Annotated in this window: 13 protein-coding genes; 11 read left to right on the top strand and 2 right to left on the bottom strand. The window is 49.7% G+C overall.

Annotated features, from left to right (window positions below; genetic code table 11):
* The first annotated feature begins 643 nt into the window (after positions 1-643).
* The 6 genes from B9Y90_RS24300 to B9Y90_RS24270 all read left to right on the top strand — a co-directional run bounded on the left by B9Y90_RS24300 (position 644) and on the right by B9Y90_RS24270 (position 6,979).
* The gene (locus B9Y90_RS24300) at positions 644-844 is read left to right on the top strand and encodes a hypothetical protein (RefSeq protein WP_061276946.1); all 201 of its coding nucleotides are present in this window, start codon (positions 644-646) and stop codon (positions 842-844) included.
* Between the two features lie 1,370 nt (positions 845-2,214).
* Positions 2,215-2,613 carry a TIGR03757 family integrating conjugative element protein gene (locus B9Y90_RS24290; RefSeq protein WP_085542905.1) on the top strand — a complete coding sequence of 133 codons (399 nt, stop codon included), beginning with the start codon at positions 2,215-2,217 and terminating at the stop codon, positions 2,611-2,613.
* Positions 2,610-3,611 carry a TIGR03756 family integrating conjugative element protein gene (locus B9Y90_RS24285; RefSeq protein ID WP_085542904.1) on the top strand — a complete coding sequence of 334 codons (1,002 nt, stop codon included), beginning with the start codon at positions 2,610-2,612 and terminating at the stop codon, positions 3,609-3,611. Before B9Y90_RS24290 ends, B9Y90_RS24285 begins: the two co-directional genes overlap by 4 nt.
* 11 nt (positions 3,612-3,622) lie before the next feature.
* Positions 3,623-5,071 (top strand): integrating conjugative element protein, encoded by a 1,449-nt coding sequence (locus tag B9Y90_RS24280; RefSeq protein WP_085542903.1) that lies wholly within the window; start codon positions 3,623-3,625, stop codon positions 5,069-5,071.
* 10 nt (positions 5,072-5,081) lie between these two features.
* Entirely contained in the window at positions 5,082-5,474 is a 393-nt protein-coding gene (locus B9Y90_RS24275) for a hypothetical protein (RefSeq protein ID WP_085542902.1), read from the top strand.
* Positions 5,471-6,979: a conjugal transfer protein TraG N-terminal domain-containing protein gene (locus B9Y90_RS24270; RefSeq protein ID WP_085542901.1), complete on the top strand. Its 1,509-nt coding sequence runs from the start codon at positions 5,471-5,473 to the stop codon at positions 6,977-6,979. Before B9Y90_RS24275 ends, B9Y90_RS24270 begins: the two co-directional genes overlap by 4 nt.
* Positions 6,980-7,021: 42 nt before the next feature.
* Here the strand turns inward: B9Y90_RS24270 and B9Y90_RS24265 are convergent, their stop codons facing one another.
* Complete coding sequence (locus B9Y90_RS24265; protein ID WP_085542900.1) at positions 7,022-7,405, bottom strand: hypothetical protein; 384 nt, start codon at positions 7,403-7,405, stop codon at positions 7,022-7,024.
* Between the two features lie 400 nt (positions 7,406-7,805).
* Between B9Y90_RS24265 and B9Y90_RS24260 the strand changes: the two genes are divergently transcribed.
* On the top strand, positions 7,806-10,940 hold the full coding sequence (locus tag B9Y90_RS24260; RefSeq protein ID WP_085542899.1) for an SIR2 family NAD-dependent protein deacylase: 3,135 nt from the start codon (positions 7,806-7,808) through the stop codon (positions 10,938-10,940).
* Between the two features lie 754 nt (positions 10,941-11,694).
* Here B9Y90_RS24260 and B9Y90_RS24255 read toward each other — a convergent pair.
* Positions 11,695-11,928: a hypothetical protein gene (locus B9Y90_RS24255; protein WP_085542898.1), complete on the bottom strand. Its 234-nt coding sequence runs from the start codon at positions 11,926-11,928 to the stop codon at positions 11,695-11,697.
* A gap of 153 nt (positions 11,929-12,081) precedes the next feature.
* On the opposite strand from B9Y90_RS24255, the gene B9Y90_RS24250 reads away from it, so the two are divergent.
* The 4 genes from B9Y90_RS24250 (at position 12,082) to B9Y90_RS27000 (ending at position 16,447) form a co-directional block, all read left to right on the top strand.
* On the top strand, positions 12,082-12,969 hold the full coding sequence (locus B9Y90_RS24250; protein WP_085542897.1) for an integrase domain-containing protein: 888 nt from the start codon (positions 12,082-12,084) through the stop codon (positions 12,967-12,969).
* A gap of 319 nt (positions 12,970-13,288) precedes the next feature.
* Positions 13,289-14,956, top strand: a complete 1,668-nt coding sequence (locus tag B9Y90_RS24245) for a hypothetical protein (protein WP_085542896.1) — start codon at positions 13,289-13,291, stop codon at positions 14,954-14,956.
* A 578-nt stretch (positions 14,957-15,534) separates the two neighbouring features.
* Positions 15,535-15,885, top strand: coding sequence for a hypothetical protein (locus tag B9Y90_RS24240; RefSeq protein WP_085542895.1), 351 nt, complete (start codon positions 15,535-15,537; stop codon positions 15,883-15,885).
* A gap of 412 nt (positions 15,886-16,297) precedes the next feature.
* The gene (locus B9Y90_RS27000; protein WP_176227917.1) at positions 16,298-16,447 is read left to right on the top strand and encodes a hypothetical protein; all 150 of its coding nucleotides are present in this window, start codon (positions 16,298-16,300) and stop codon (positions 16,445-16,447) included.
* Positions 16,448-16,620: the final 173 nt, after the last annotated feature.

Raw genomic sequence — 16,620 nt, 5'->3', positions numbered from 1 at the left:
TCAGTGATTTCATGGATAGCGTCCACCATATTTAGTGTCCACTATACTCTCAGGAATTTCAGATTCTGCCAGACGGCATTGAGTTGACGCTTACTGATAAACTCCAAGGGAGTGTTGTAACTGGTTAAGTGAATCGTATAATCTGGCTAGATCTTCTGCTGTAAGTGTTACAAGTAATTCCATGGAATTCGCACCGGGTGGCGCTGCAGCGTGACTCCGTATGCGGAGCGGCAGGGGGGCGGGTGCATTGACCTGCTGTTGATGGTCAACGGGCAGACGCGGTTTCCCGAGAAGGGCGAGTACGCCCGTCCCCGCTCTTACCTGTCAGGCGCAATAGCCACCTTTATGATGAGAGCCTGTGCCGCCGTGAGGATGTTCCCCCTTAGGGCAGGACAACGCGCTAAACGATGCCATTCCTACGACAAGTGTCAGAGCGATTGCCAGTATTTTTTCCATGTTTTATTCCTTTTTTATTAACCACAGTAAACCCTCTGAATAGTATGGCTTTATGGGAAAATCATAAAGCCTGATAAATATACATACAATAGTTGAAAGCTTGTGCTGTTTGTGTGGCGTACGAATGAGTATCAGCCCGAAGGTTATATACTAAAGGGATACGCACGTTCAGATGGCAGGGGATAATATGGGCAACATCGCTAATTCTCAGAAAATTGTTTCCTGGCTAAGGAGCATGGCGGATTGTATTGAGTCAGAGGATCCTTTGATAAAAGACGTCATTATTGAGCCCGTAGTGATGGATTTTGAGAAAGAGGAATTTGCCAGAGTAATGACGTTTATCTTCACATCGTCACCTCAAAAGCAAGCTAAACCAGGAGAGCAGTAGTTCACTCGTTCGATTCTGGTAACGATATTCGCTGCCTTGTTTCTGATGTTATCAGTGGACGGGTCTTGCCAGGCCTCCGGAGCATCCTGCCATTTCCCAATAATTCGAATAAAGTACAAGATTTTTGCGTTTGTTTGCAGGTAGTTATACTGTGATACTTCTTTACGGGCAGCAGGTGCCTGGTTGTCTTCGTTTTAGTACGATTCATGGTGAGTGACCAGAAGCAGCGTTCATTTAATCAATCCCCCTGGGCTCCTACCCGATTGATAATGAATGTTCAGCACCTGCCAGCCCACAGATTGAGCTGCTTTTTTTTGCACTGTCTATCCGGTGAGCAAAGTGTGGTTTTCCGGAGGCAAGGTTGTTGGTTAGGCTGCGCAGTGCACCAGGCAAGTGTAGACCCGCTTTTGTCAGGGCCGGGCCTACCGACGCGATAGTCCGGACGAACGGGACTTTAAAAACCGATATCGTTGACGGCGGGGAAGCAGACCCGCAACTTTACCGCCATCATATAATGGCAGTTAGCCGGGCTATCCAGGCCGATGACCGAGGCCTGATGACTGCGGCTCTCATCAGCTGCTTTTTTAGCTGAAAAAAGAATGGCCTGGGGCAGGGAAACGCGTTCGCATGGGCATTGGGTGATTTACTGATATCTCCGTATCAGACCTGTCGCCATATAACAGTACTCAGCCGAATGCAGGCATCAATAGTTGCGCCGCTAAAGGAATTTTACTCGTCCCGGGTTGATATCCAGGGGCAGTGAACAACACTTAACGTGTCCCGCGCGTTATGTCGGGGACTTCCAGTACGATGTTTTTTCTTATACCCACAGGCGGACTCCTGTGGGTTTTTTCTTGATAGCGAACACGAATTTCCCCTTTGGGTATTGTTGATATTGGCATGTTGGCAGTATGGTTATTCCGTCGCAGTGAATCCCCCTAAGCGGTGGGGCCAAAAGGTTAAAATGTCCTGAAGTCAACAGCGCGAGCCGGGTCTGACCGTCCTGAGGCTCACCGGGAGGCACCCGGCACTGTGACAACCTTACCAATGACTGGCTTGTCATAATCTTAAGGCTCACTCTGGTGGGCCTTTTCTGTCAATATTGCCCGATAACTTCCAGTACCAGTGAACATAAATACCTGTATGTCGCGGGCGCGATGGTTGCCAGCTTGTAGCTTAAGTGCGCGCGAAGCGATGTTACTCAAACTGTTGCCGGGAGCTCAGGCCGAAATTACCGTCATACTTACCCTGTGTAAAAGGCGCTGCCGTGGCGCATGATAAATTTTGCGGCTTCAGGTTTGAATTAAATACTGCACGTTACTCTCAGCCTGCGCACCCTGTCAGGACTTTTATTCTGATGGAGTGCGCCGATGCACATCAGTTCCGCGTTGTTCTTCTCTGTTCTGCTGTCAGCCCCCGCGCTGGCGGCCACGGTGGTCTACACCGACAGCCAGCATCCCCCGGTGAATTTACCGCCCGATACGCAGGTGGTGTGGCTCGACGGTCCTGACCGGCTGCAGACACAGTTCTTTGGTGCGTTGCCTGCTGACCCCATGCAGGCTGAAGCGCAGGTCAGGGCGGTACTGCAGTCTCCTGACTGGCAGGCGCATCAGCAGCAGATTGCTGAGGTTTACCGGGGTATCGTGCACGCCCGTGAGCTCGGGGTGGCGAAGTTTCCGGCGGTGGTGTTTGACGATACGGAGGTGGTCTACGGCACGGCGGATGTGGCCCGTGCCACCACGCTGAAAGCGCAGGGGGACCAGCCATGAGCGGGCAGCTTAGCCGGGGTAACCGGCTGCGCACAGGGCTGAATACGGTGGCGGTTGCGCTGGTTCTGACGGCCGCCAGTGTCCCTGTGACGTTCGCGGCTCTGAGTACCGCGCAGATAGTGGCGAGCGCCATGACCCCGGCCTGTATCCAGTGGCGGGTCAGCGGAATCTGCTACTGGCTGCTGTGCACCCCGTTTGGCTGCTCGGTCAAAACCTCAGTGAAGGTCACCCATAACCTTCCAGAGGCCGTGGTCTCCACATATCCGGCCCCGGGCGGTAACCCCTGGCGGGAGATGGCGCTGGTCAGCCGGACGGCGGGCGGGGTGGAGAACGCTGTCACCGGGGCCCTGGCCGGGCTGTCGGCCGGGGGCGGGAATGTCACGGAGATGAAAAACCCCGGGCAGCGTCACGCCAGCCTGCTGTTCCGGTACGCTGACGCCCTTGGTCACCCTGCCACCTCTCTTATCGGGGGCAGCATCAGCGGTTACTCCTGCGCCAGCGCAGCACAGCCTCTGGCCCCGTATTTTCTCAGCACCCTCGACACGCTCGCCTGGCGCACCGGGCTGCCGGAATCCCTCTACCCCGAAGCCCTTATCCCGGGCAGGCGTGAGCTGGGCTCGCAGACCGGCGGCGACATGTGGAGCGCGCTCTACCCCCGGGCGGGGCTGGTGAACCAGACTGATGCCGACAAAGCGGCTGCGGTAGTGGCCCAGCGGGTGGCGGACATTATCACCCGTACCGGCCAGCCGCATGTATACCAGCCCCTGAAGGGGACCCGGCGGCCTGGGTACTGGCCGCCGGGCGAGGTCACCGAGAACACCGGCAGTAAAAACCACACCTGGCAGCGCCTTGCCCCGCAGCTGAGCCGGTCGTGTGCCGTGTTTCCTGACGGCCCCCATGATGCAGCCCCGGACGACAGCGCGGCCTTTGCCCTCTGGCAACCCTACAGCTGCTGCCAGCGCCGGGGCCAGACCTTCCTCTCCAGCACCGATATCTGAGGTCAGTACGAATGAACATACGTTTTACGCCAGCATCGCCCCGCCTGGCTGCCGCACTTCTTTCCGGGCTCATCACTGTCACCACCCCTGGCGGGCACGCCGGGGTGCTTTCGCTGCCGGAGGTGACCAACAGCGCCATGGGCTACGGCAAGGACGTCTCCGGGGCGGTCTCCGACAAACTCTATTACACCCTGGGCGGCGGCTCGGTGATATCGCAGCCGGGCACCCGGAGCAACATGCCACACCTCGGGGTGAACCTCGGATGGAGCAGCGACCTGATGTGCGGCAACTTCGACCTGAAAACCACGGTGGGCAACCAGCTCAACGGGGTGACTGATGGCTTTAAAAACCTGATGGGGGAGGTTATCCGGGGCGCGACCGGCGCCGTGGCCAGTCTGCCGGCGATGATTATTCAGCGGGCCAATCCCGGCCTGTACGACATGCTGACCAACGGGGTGCTGCAGGCAAATATCGGCTTCGACAAGGCCCAGCTCAACTGCCAGAACATGTCGAAGCGGCTGGCGAACTTCAGCGACAGCAGCAAGTGGACCCAGGCGGCCATGATGGACGAGTACCGGAAGGTGATTAACACCGGTGGGGCGGACGCTATCCGGGCGGACACGGCAGGAAAAAAAGTCACCGGAAACTCGGGCCATGGCTGGGTGGGGGGCCAGCAGCGGGGCGGTCAGGGACAACTGGCGATACGCCCGGCCCATGACCTGGCGGCGGCGGGCTACAACATGATGACCGGCCAGGCGGTGCTCAACACCACGACCGTCAGCCAGGGGAGCTGTAACGGGGCTGTGTGCGGTCGTTTTAAGAGCCCGGAGGAGGCCGCAAAATCGGTGGTTCAGGTGCTGGGTGACCGGGCCATGCGGACCTGCACCGATGCGACAAAATGCACCAGCGGGGACGATGAGCAGCAGCCGGGCGTGACCGTGGCGGGTACTGGCTTTGCCCCGATGCTGGAGGCGGCGACCAAAACTAACATTGAAGAGCTGGTGAAGCTGGTTAACGGGACGGAGAAACCCACGGCGGAGAACCTCGGCAAACTGAAAACCGGGAGCCTGGGGATGACTGCCGGCGTGATTAAGGCTCTGCAGCGGGACCCGGACAATGCGGCCCTCACCGCGCGCCTGGCGGGCGAACTGGCCATGGCGGATACCGTGGAGACCGCACTCCTGATGCGCCAGATGCTGGTCACCGGACTCTCTGAACCCAATGTGGCGGCTCAGGATGCAGCGGTGGCTGAAGGCGACAGGCGTATCACTGCGCTCGACCGGGAAATCACCGCCCTGAAAACCGAAATGGAGCTCAAGCGCGAGCTGGCGAACAACTCAGTGCTGACCATCATCGGGCGGGAAAACAACCGGGTCGAAACCAACCCCCAGACGCAGCATGAGGACAACACCGACGTTCGCTTCAACCAGCTGGCGGTGCCGTCTTCTGACCAGAAATAAAGGTAATCATATGACAGACACAAAACAGACCTTGCCCCTGGCGGCAACGAACCGGGTCCCCCGCTTGCTGCGGCGGGCCGGCATTCTCCTTCGGCGTGGGCTGGGACTGCTGCTTTCCATCGCCTGCGTGATGGCTGCCGGGCTGTGGCTGGCCGACCTCGGCATGGCACATCCCGGGGCTGTGGCCCGGCTGCACCGCTGGATGGAGGGCTCCCGCAACCTGTGGCTGGCCTGGCGGCTGGTGATTTACGCCCTGCTGGCATGGGGGGTATGGAAAATCTGGCATGCGCCGGGGTGCAGGCCAGAATATAAAGCGCCACTTTTACGTATCGCTGTTGCCGGGGCCCTGTTCCTGCTGGTCTGTGAATACGCACTGTCCAGTGCTCCGGGGGTGACAGCATGACCACCAACAGCTATCTGGAGTATTTTTTGACCCTGCTGGGGTGGGTCATCAACAACGGCCTGTGGAATATCCTGCTCGGCACGGGGCTGTTTGCGGCCCCGCTGGCGTTCAGGATTGTGGGTATCTGGATGAAGGTCCGGGAAGAGGGCGAGGATGAAGGGAACAAGGGCATGCTCTCCCTGCCGCGCATCGAGAACACCCTGTACGGGGCGTTCTTCGTCATGCTCACCTGCTGCGTACCGCTGATTAACGTCAGCCTCAGCACCATCACCTACGACCTGTCCCGGGCGAAAACCTGCGGCACATGGACCCCGAAAGCCCCGGATGAGAGCGGGTATGCCACGATTATTTCCAGCCTCAACAACCAGACGGCGGCGGCCCCGGTGTGGTGGATGCTGGTGCATAAGCTCTCCAAAGGCATCACCCAGGCGGCGGTGGCGACCATTCCGTGCCGGCCCGACCTGCGTCAGCTGCGCTTTGAGGTGCAGCACACCCGGATTGGCAACGCGTCCCTGGCCAGCGAGCTGCAGGACTTCACCAACGACTGTTATGCCCTGGCGCTCTATATGTGGAAACAGCAGGACCAGGGGCAGACCACGGACAGGAAGGTGCTGCGCGACATCGAGTGGCTGGGGAGCACCACGTTTATGAACAGTTACTACGGCGACCTGCAGTCGAAAATGCCCCGGGAAGCTTTCCCCTGGAATACTGCCCGGGACAGCGGCAGGCCCAATACCGGACGCGGGGGCTACCCGACCTGCCAGGCGTGGTGGAACACGGCCCATACGGGACTCAAGACAAGGGTGATGGCCCAGGCCGATCCGGGGCTGTGGCTACGCCTGTCGGCGGCGCTGAAGATGATGGGAAAAAGCACGGCGGACTATGAGGAGGCGGTGATACGTCGTCTGGTCAGCCCGGTAAGCCTCAATGCCTCCCAGTACGGGCAGGCCTATGCTGGCTATGGTGGGAACGCGGATTTCACGCTCGATAATGCCGTTACGCGTGTGGTGGGGATTGGGGGGATGTCGCTGGGGAGTCTGGCCGCGTGGCCGGCATTCGATGCCATGCGCCAGGCGCTGCCGATGGTGCAGGCGGTTATGCTGATGGCAGTGTATGTGATGTTCCCGCTTATCCTGGCGTTTTCAGCGTATGAATTTAAAACGGTGATCACCCTGACGTTCGTGGTATTTGCGCTGAACTTCCTGACATTCTGGTGGGAGCTGGCGCGATGGCTGGACAGCTGGATCCTGGAGGCGCTGTACACCTCGGACACGCACACGAGCTTTAATATGGCAGGATTCCAGAACACATCAGACGATCTGATTATGTCCTTCGTGCTTGGCTCTATGTTTGTTGTGTTGCCAGCTGTCTGGGTTGGTGCTTTGTCGTGGGCTGGAGTTAAAACTGGAGGGATCATTGAAGGGGCTGTGACAAAAGGAGTTGCTAAAGCACAGGAAACTGGCGGGCAAGCTACTGAGTCTCTTAAGCGAGCGCTAAAACTTTAATTATCAGGAGGAGGTGGTGGAAATAAAGACCACCTCCATATATTAATCTAAGCGTTCAGAGGTTAGATCATCTGATCCTGAAAAGTAACCATACCCATCAATACCATCACGATATCCCGGCCCGTTGGTTTTGGCCTCTGAATAGTCATCCTCATTGGCATTTGAAGCGGAAAATAGGGCAACGATAGCCATCCAGACAAACGCAGTTACTACGCCAATCAACAAACCACCTACTACCGCCGAAGCGATCGAGAGCATAATAGCCAATACGATCGGAACATGGCCCAGCCAGCCAGGAAGGCCACGCGACTTAGCCCAGTGAACGCAAATTGCGTCCCACTGACTTACCCTACGCCGAGTTTTTTTCCAGAAACCAGCGAGCTTGATGCCGCGCTGGACTGCTATAAATTGCTTATCGCTCTGCATTTGACTGCCTCATCATTTACGCAGGATTCAATTGGCGCATTTTTTGTGTTGTTATTTGTAATATAGATTAATTTTAGCGCGCATGCTATGGATGTGGTTTGATCTGACAACATTGCTAACAGCGTGCAATGGCCGATACTTATAGAGTCCAGCTATAGTCTTGGCGATCTGCTATGTGCCATGAGCGGACGTTGTGAACATCAGTCTGCGTTACTCAACTGGGAGCAGTAAATAGGATGCAGAGTTTGTTCAATGATAAATATCTTTTAAAATCCATCTATTTGATATATGGATATAAATTATATATCCTTTATCACAATCCAGTCCAAATTTAGGATTTGCCTGATTGATACTTTTACAAGATAATCATGACTTATCTTTGTTGATCGGGTGTTTTGACATGGAATTTCTAAGTGAATATTTGATTAATCAGATCGTGAGTGGGAAAGCTATATTATTTTTAGGTGCAGGAGCATCATTAGGTACTCTGTCACAAGATAGAAGGTTTAAGGGGTTAAGTGGTAACGAATTGAGAGATTTAATTTGTGACGAGTTCTTGTCAGGTAGGTCTAAAGGCAAAAATCTAAGTTATGTTGGTGCGGTGACAAAAGACTTAGCCGGGATGATCCCTGTTCATGAGCTAATTAAGAAACATACCAATGATCTCGTCCCTACAGTGGGCCACGAACTGATTACAAAAATTCGCTGGAAAGCGATTGCTACAACAAATTATGATGAGTTAGTAGAGAAATCTTATAAGGCGAATCAGAATGCACCACAGACCCTGAAAAGGGTTGTTGGTGATAGCGATGATATTCAATCTATTCTCGCTGATGAAAATTCCGTTCCATTATTGAAATTACACGGTTGCATTTCCAGGATAAATGATCACAATCTTCCTTTAATTCTTTCCAGCCATGATTATCATAAGTTTAAATTAAACAGGATCTCATTGTTTTCAACGCTAAAAGAACTTGCTTATAGTCATACAATCGTATTTTGCGGGTATAGTATCTCTGATGAGAATGTTAGGGATCTTATCTTTGATGTTAGTGAAGTAACAAATGAAAGGCCTAAATATGTTCTAGTGGACCCGAGCCTAGAAAAACAAGATATAATGTATTGGGCGTCTAATAGATTCGAATGTTTACCTCTTACTTTTGTTGAGTTTATGCAAAAATTGAGTGAGCATTTTACCTCTCCCAGTTCGGTACTCAGCGCACTTATTCCTGACAAAACCACGACCATCAATAAATTTATAGCGTCTCATGATCGACCGAGCGAAAAATTAAACCAGTATATAGAAAGAGAACTATACCATATCCAGGCTGATTTAACTTCAGAGTCTGTTGAACCGAATAAGTTTTACAGAGGAAATAGCCGTGGATTCAGTTGGTTGATGAATGATTATGATGTTTCGAGAGAAATTATTGATTCGATTCTTGAAGACACTGTTTTTGACATCCAAAATGCAGAAACGCAAAAGTCTTTATTTTTTGTTGTTAAAGGATATGCGGGTAGCGGAAAATCAGTATGCTTAAAAAGAACGGCGTGGGAAATTGGAGTTACATATAACAAGCCAACTTTTTTCCTCAGTGAAGGCGCGGAAATTAGAAAGGAACTCATTTTTGAAGCAAGTTTGTTAATTAAAGAGAGGATGTATGTATTTATAGACGATATTTTAGATTTTGGCGATAAATCATTGGATCTAATCAATGAAGCTAAAAAATTCAATTATCCTATAACATTTATTACATCAGGTCGAACTAATGAGTGGAACACTCAAGGAGAGTTGTTTGAGCAAGAGGTAAATAGCTCATTTGATTTGCTTGATTTGAACAATAATGAAGTTGGCAGCTTACTTCATAAGTTAACTAGATATAATTGTTTGGGATATTTGGGGACGCTTGCTGAATCAGAAAGATTTTCATATTTGAAGAGCAAGTTGAATAATCAACTTCTAGTTGCACTTCATGAGGCAACAGAAGGTAAAACATTTGAGGAAATAATAATTGATGAATATGAAAATATATACCCACTTGAAGCAAAGGTAGCATATTTGAATGTTTGTTCTCTACATAGATTTAATATAGGCGTAAGGGCCGGACTTCTCTCTAGAATTGAAAGTGTTAATTTTAATCAGTTCTATAAAAGGCTAATGGCTCCATTAGAAAATATAGTTAATGTTACCTATGACTTTAGGATTGGTGATTACGTTTATAAAAGTAGGCATCAACACATAGCAAATATTGTCTTCGCAAAGACATTGCCAACTGCTGAAGAAAAATCACAACAAATTATAAAAATAATCAGATACTTGAATGTAAGCTACGATACTGATAATCATGCAATATCGCAGATGATTAAGGGGCGAGTGTTAGCTGAGGAATTCACTAATAAATCATTAGTGAACACCATTTTTAATGTTGCTGAGGATGCTGGCATTCATCCTTCGGTGATAAATCATCAACGTGCTGTTTTTGAATTGCATCATCCAGGGGGAGACTTGAGAGCTGCTCTTAATTATATTGTTAAGGCAGAAGAAGATCCAGGCACTCTCTTAAAAAGAACTCTTCAACACACTAAATCAAATATTTACAGACGACTTGCATTGTCATCAAATATAGATGGCGAGAAGCGAAAACTAAGGCAGGATGCATTATCTATTTTGAATCGTTCGCTATCTGGAACCAAAGACTCCTTGCCATACTTTACTAAGGGTCAAATTTTATTTGAAGAAATTAAGGAGCGTATGGATTTCATTAAGGATCACGATATTGAAAATGATGATGAAGTTTTAAATGAATTAACAAAGCAAATGGAGTCAAATCTTGAGAGGGGGCTTCAACTATTTCCATCGGATGATAAATTGCTGATGCTTGAATCTGATTATTCGAAGTTTATTAAAGATTCCCCTAGAGCTTTGAAGGCACTTGAACAATCATTTAAAAAGAATAAAGATAGTATTTACACAGCTGTTCGCTTGGCTCGGTCATATTACTCTATTAATAGAAAATCTGATGCTATTAATTTATTACGCAATACCATTTCCAATCACCCTATAAATAAAACACTTCATTTTGAAATTGCCAAACTTCTCATTGGTATAAATGAATTTGATAACCGCGAAGCGATTTTAACTCATCTTAAGAGAAGTTTCTCCACTGGAGATACACATTATGAGGCTAGATATAGTTATGCAAGACATGAATATCTATATGGCGATATCACGAAGTCTAAAAAGGAGTTTTCGGAACTCGCAAAAATACCTTATCCTCCATCAATATTGAATAAAGTACGTGGGGAAATGAAAGATTCAGAAGGAAATAAAATAACTTATCATGGAACTGTTTCGAGTGTTCATGGATCCTTTTGCTTTATACAATGTATCGATTTTTCCGAAAATATTTATGTACACTACAGTGCATTAACTGATAGCTCAAAATGGTCGAATATCCTTCCTGGAGTAAAAATATCATGTTTTATCGGGTTTAGTTTTAGGGGAGTAGCTGGCAGTACTATGTCTATAGTGTAATTGACCTGCTTCCATTATTGTTAATGAGCGGTGAGGTTAGGATATTTGCATCATTTTTGAGCGAAGGAAGCAAACATCCGCTCATCGCTCAAAGCAGGCGGTGAGACTATAGCTGGCTGCTTAGTGCCAGATGTAGATGTTGTAAAACACCGTTGTGTGTCAATTAATAGGGGAGTGTCAACCTGACAGCTGAACGGTATTTCCATCATCTTGACGGGTTCTTTATTCATTGATATTTTAAGCAGGCATTATTGTCGTCTCAGGACGACCAGCCAATGCCTCAGTAGCTTGAGAGAGGTGCCTTCGGGTAGCTACCAGCCAATGTTTCACTGACCTGAGAGAAACGCCTTCGGGTGGTCAAAAAAGCCCTCGTAGCCCGAAAGAGGACGCCTGGAAAGTGCCAGGTGGTACACCCGTTAAACCTTTGAGAGCGGGTATCACCCCAACCGGTGATGAAGGTTCCATTTAACATCTCACTGACACGTAGCATCATGCCGCTACTGTCTTCATCGTCAACAGCCGTTTCAGGCTGATATGGCGTTTACTTACGTTATGAATCTTCAAGAGATACGCCCTGAGTGGTGTGTGACCCGTGCACGTCCGTATAAGCCCGTCTGGCACAGAGGGCGCTTACGGCGACGGCACAGGAAGCATAACGCTGCGCGGCGTCACTTGCGTGTAAGCAAAGCGAACACCAAGTGACGCGCGCAGCGCATAACGCTTTAAGCCACGTACCGTGCGCTTTTCACGACTTTCATACCGTCTGACCGACACGTACCACGGTTTTTAGCACGGTTGAACAGCGATTTTTAACCTCAATCCGCGTCCTCACCGGGACAACGTTTTTATTATCAGTAAGGAGAATATTCGGCTTGTTATCGATGGCGACGTCCGGGAAACCTGACGCCGGAGGCAGTCTGACTACGGTCAGCATGGCGTAAGCCACGAACAGTTCAGAGAACTGGGGTGCCTCGTAAGAACTCAACATTTCGCCGCCCCGATGCACAGATACAGGTCGTGACGCAGGATGCGCAAAAGCAACCGTGCCGTCGGGGTTGAGATGTTGTTTTTTGAGATACAGGCCAGTCTGCTTTGTAGAAAAACCGAGTGACGAGTGTTTCGTGCTAAGGAACCAAAAGGGATGTCGAAATTAAGTAAACAGCTTGTGACGCTGGCCCGTCAGGGTGGGGGAAGTTTTAAAACGGTGGCCGATCGTTCGAGGATTGCCAGCCGCTTCCCGGCACGGCTGGCAACGTTAAATATTCAGATTCGGGATATTAAACATATCAAAACGAAGCATATCATCGGGTACGTTAATAGTCGCCGTGCTGAAAATATTTCAAAGCGAACATTACAGAATGAAATGTCCGCGATCCGTTCACTTTTATCTGTTGCGGGCAGAACCACTTTAGCTGATCCGCATCATCCGCAGTTAAGTAACGAAGCATTAAATATCGGCGGGGCCAGTCGGGAGGGAACCAAAGTGGCTATTCCGGATGAGAAGTTGCAGGCCGTGATAAGTCTGGTTTCTGAAAAAGATAAGGGTGTCATGCTGGCCGTGCAGTTATCCCGTTATTTAGGGCTGCGAACAGAGGAAACGGTTCAGTCTTCTAAATCATTAAAGCGCTGGAAGCAAAGTGTGTTAAAGGGTGATGAACGCGTGCGGGTGGTATTTGGCACGAAAGGCGGACGACCCAGGGATACGACTGTGGTACAACGGGAAAAAATAATTTCCGTATTAAATGCAGCGATAAAATATTGTGATGAAAATAATGGTCGCCTGATAGACAAACCTACATTACATGCTTCTATTGACCGTTACCGGAATATTGTCAGGGAAGCCGGGTTGACCGGGAAATATGCACCTCACAGTCTGCGCTATGCGTATGCACGGGAGGCGGTAATATATCACACAGAAAAAGGGATGAGTGAGGAAGAGGCGCGGGCCATGGTTTCCATGGATTTGGGGCACGGTGACGGTCGGGGGGATTATGTCGTGCGTGTTTATAACAAAGTTGACCCTGAGTGAATGAGGTTGAAACCGTGATTATCTATTATCGCACGCCTGTGGTTGGTTACTGGCAGGGTTTGAAAAGTGAATGGGTCGATTTTAGCATACAGACGCTTACCCGTTGTCTTTATGACAACCAGCCAATGTTTCCGTAACCTGAGCATATGATATTGCAGATGTGAATAATCCTGGTTTTGACCAGGATGACAAAGAACCGTCTGGTAAAAAGAAATTTTCGGGAGTAAGTTTCTGTTGCGAATTATTGATAATGTGATGCATATAACTGATTTTATTATTGCTGGCGAGCGAACATTGGCGTTGATAATAAGGAGTGATTATGACCGATTACAGGAAAAAATTCATACCCGGAGAAAATAAGACACTTTTTTCTGAGCTACATAATGAGCTTAATGCTCTGATGATGTCATCACCTGAGCAGAACAGGCTGGAAAATAAGTTACATAATGGAACTGTCACCGCTGATGTCTTTAATATCAGGGATGAGGGAGATGATGCCATTGTTAAAGAACTTCTTCTTCAGTTATGTTCGGGGGCGCCGAACTGGAACAGTAAAAATTTTCACTATAATGTTGGTGCACCTGTCAATTGCCTTTCCTTTTTTGCTTATTCGTTTGCATTAAGTCACAATATTTTTACCATAAATGATGGTTTGTCGGGAAATGCTTTAATTGCCGAAAAAGCTGTCGTCAAAAATTTAAAACAACTGGCTAATGTTGATGAACTCATCGGATGGTTTACCTTTGGCGGTACGGGTACGAACCTGTATGCTGCAAAGGTCGGTCTGAAAAAATCCAGCCCGGAGACGACCAGGCAGGGTGTTGATAGCAATACCGTATTTTTAACCACCAAAAACTCTCATTTTAGTCATTTTGTTGCGGCAGACTGGTTGGGCATTGGCACAGATAATGTGGTTCATATCAAATCTAATGAAGATGGTACAACCTCACTCGAAGATTTCTGCCATTTAATGGAGCAGCTTATTACTCAGGGGAAAAAAATTGGCTGCATATATTTGAATGGGGGAACCAGTTATAATCATGTCATTGATGAAATTAAAGACTTTTCCTTTGCCAGAGACAGCCTTGTGCGGAAGCATAACCTGACATATTCTCCTCATATCCATGTTGACTCCGTTATTGGCTGGTTCTGGCTGTTTTTTAGTGGGTATGATTTTTCTGCAAATGAGCTGAACATAAATGCAAGAGTGTTGCCTAAAATCCGTTTTCAATATGAAAAAATTATCCAGCTAAAATATGCTGACAGCTGGGGGGTTGATTTTCATAAAGGGATTGGCGGTTGCCCTGTGGACTCATCCGTCTTTTTACTAAATAGAGAAAGCGATAAAAATTATTTATCGAAAAAAAGAGACTGCTCAATAAAAATGCACCAGATTGCGGAGGAGTTTAGCGTTGACTCCCCCGTCGATTTTACGCTTGAAAACTCACGTTCTGCAGGCCCTATGTTGTCTGCGCTTACGAGTCTGTTATCAACCGGGAAGAATGGATTCAGGAAATATCTTATAACATTGGTCAGTGTTGCCGACAGACTCAGAGAGTTATTATCAGGTTATGAAGATTTCTGTCTCTGTGATAGCTATGGTCAGGGGTTCGTTATTATGCTCAGGTGCTACCCTCCTGAATTCAGAACGAAGAGGAATATGTCCAGCTGTGAGGTTTTTGAAATAAAGGGAAAAACGCATGTTGACGATATAGAAAGAATAAATGCTTATAATAATGGGTTGTTCAGATTTTTTATTTCAAAGAGAAAAAACATCGAGTTCTCGTACAGTACAAGTTTTCTGTCAACTGAAAATGGCGCCAGTATTCATGCTATGAAAATTTATTTGATGTCCCCATTCCTGGAGGAGAAGGACGCAAAGCGTATTGTGGACTTTATCATAACAGAAAAACGCCATTACGACGAAATGATAGACGGGAAAAAAAGGACATCAATGAATTTTTCAGGCAAAATCCCTACAACATAATGCCACATATCTGTAGTTTACATTAGCGATTTATTGCACCCGGAGTCGCGTGACCACTACTCGACTCCGGGTTAGCGTGGACGCAGAAGAGATACCCGGCACCATTATTTACTGCTGGCTGTATACGTCTCCGGGCTGGTAAAAAACGGCGCGCGGGGAATGTGGCAGACCGTTTTAATTCACAGGCCTGTATGCGACGTTGTTGCGTAAATTTCAGTCAATCAATTCAGGGTAATGTCTTGACAGCCTGCAGGTTTGCTTCGAAAATGAGCAGAGTTACCTGTTGTCTCACGACAACCAGCTAATGCTTCCGTAACCTGAGAGAAGCGCCTTCGGGTGGTTACCAGCCAATGTTTCGTTGATCTGAGAGAAACGCCTTCGGGTGATCAAATAGCCTCGCAGCCTGAAAGAGGCAGCCAGCTCCTGGCGGTACATCCGTTAAACCTTTGAGAACGGATATCACCCCACCCGGTGATGAAGGTTTCATTTCACACTCTGACGTCATGTCAACCACTGTCCTGCGGGGAAATCGCTTCCCGTCCGGGCAGGCATTTCTCCCTTTTTTACGGAGAAATCACATGTCCACCCTGTGTGCATTTTTTGATGAACTGGCGATGCCGGCAAGCCTGGTGCGTTCTGTTGCTGCTCGTGTGGCTGCTGAATGTCCCCGGCTGAAGGCCCGGTTCAGCAAATCACCCTGGTTAATGTCCCTTTCCGGCCTGCAGGAGTACCGGGCGAAAGCCGGGTATGATGGCAATGGTTTTCATGCTTACGTGATTACCCGGCGGTGCTCACCAGACCATGATGCGCCTGCCGTCCGTTTCTGCAACTGCGGGACATTTGCCACCCGGGCTGAGGCCATGCGCACAGCACACCGTCAGGCGGCTCGTTTGGCGACGCTGAAAACGCTGTGGCCCGGCGACCGTTAATCTACCGACTTTTCTCTTATCCACCTTCCGACGGGAAACCTTTTCCCGCCAGGGAGAGACGGGTTGGCGAACAATATGGTTTGCGACTGAGCCGGTTTCCCGGCGGTTGCATTGCTGAACACTGAGCCGCAGTTGAGGTTCAGTTCACCCTGACGGGAATACCGCTTCCCGTCACCGGGCAGGGTATTCCCTTTATCTGAGGATATACCCTGTGCAGATAGTAACGTTTCGACCGGGGCTGACCGGTCGCCACCTTTACCTGGTTTTATCCGGGGCGTATTCCCGGCTCTCTGACCGGCTCCTGCCCCTGCGGCATGCGCCGGCTGAAGGCTCCTGGATACGCAACCGTTCGGGACACCAGGCCTTCCGGGCCCGGGCGTTTCGCGCGAAGGATGGCACCTGGCGTGGCCAGGTGACCTTCCGTTCCGGCTGGCATGCCGCGGAGTACCGCTACGGTACGCTGAATGCGGCGATCAGGCACTATCGCCGCCGCCGGGACGCGTTCCGCGCGGCCAGCCTGCTGGCCGCGCAGATGGCAACCCTGCGCTGCCGCTTTAACTGACTTATCTGACCATCCCGTGAGGGCTCTTTCCTTCGCGGGACGGTGCCCTCTTTTTTTTAGCTCAATCTGAAAGAAGAGGGTAAGCGCCCCATACTGAACGTGGCGTAAGGATTATTTTACAGAGGAGAGATTCCAGGGCAGCAGTTCATGTACCCGGTTTGAAGGCCTGTCGT

The sequence above is a fragment of the Cedecea sp. NFIX57 genome, assembly GCF_900177785.1.
In the GTDB taxonomy this organism is placed as follows: domain Bacteria; phylum Pseudomonadota; class Gammaproteobacteria; order Enterobacterales; family Enterobacteriaceae; genus Cedecea; species Cedecea neteri_C.
This window is presented reverse-complemented; position numbering and strand designations above follow the sequence as displayed.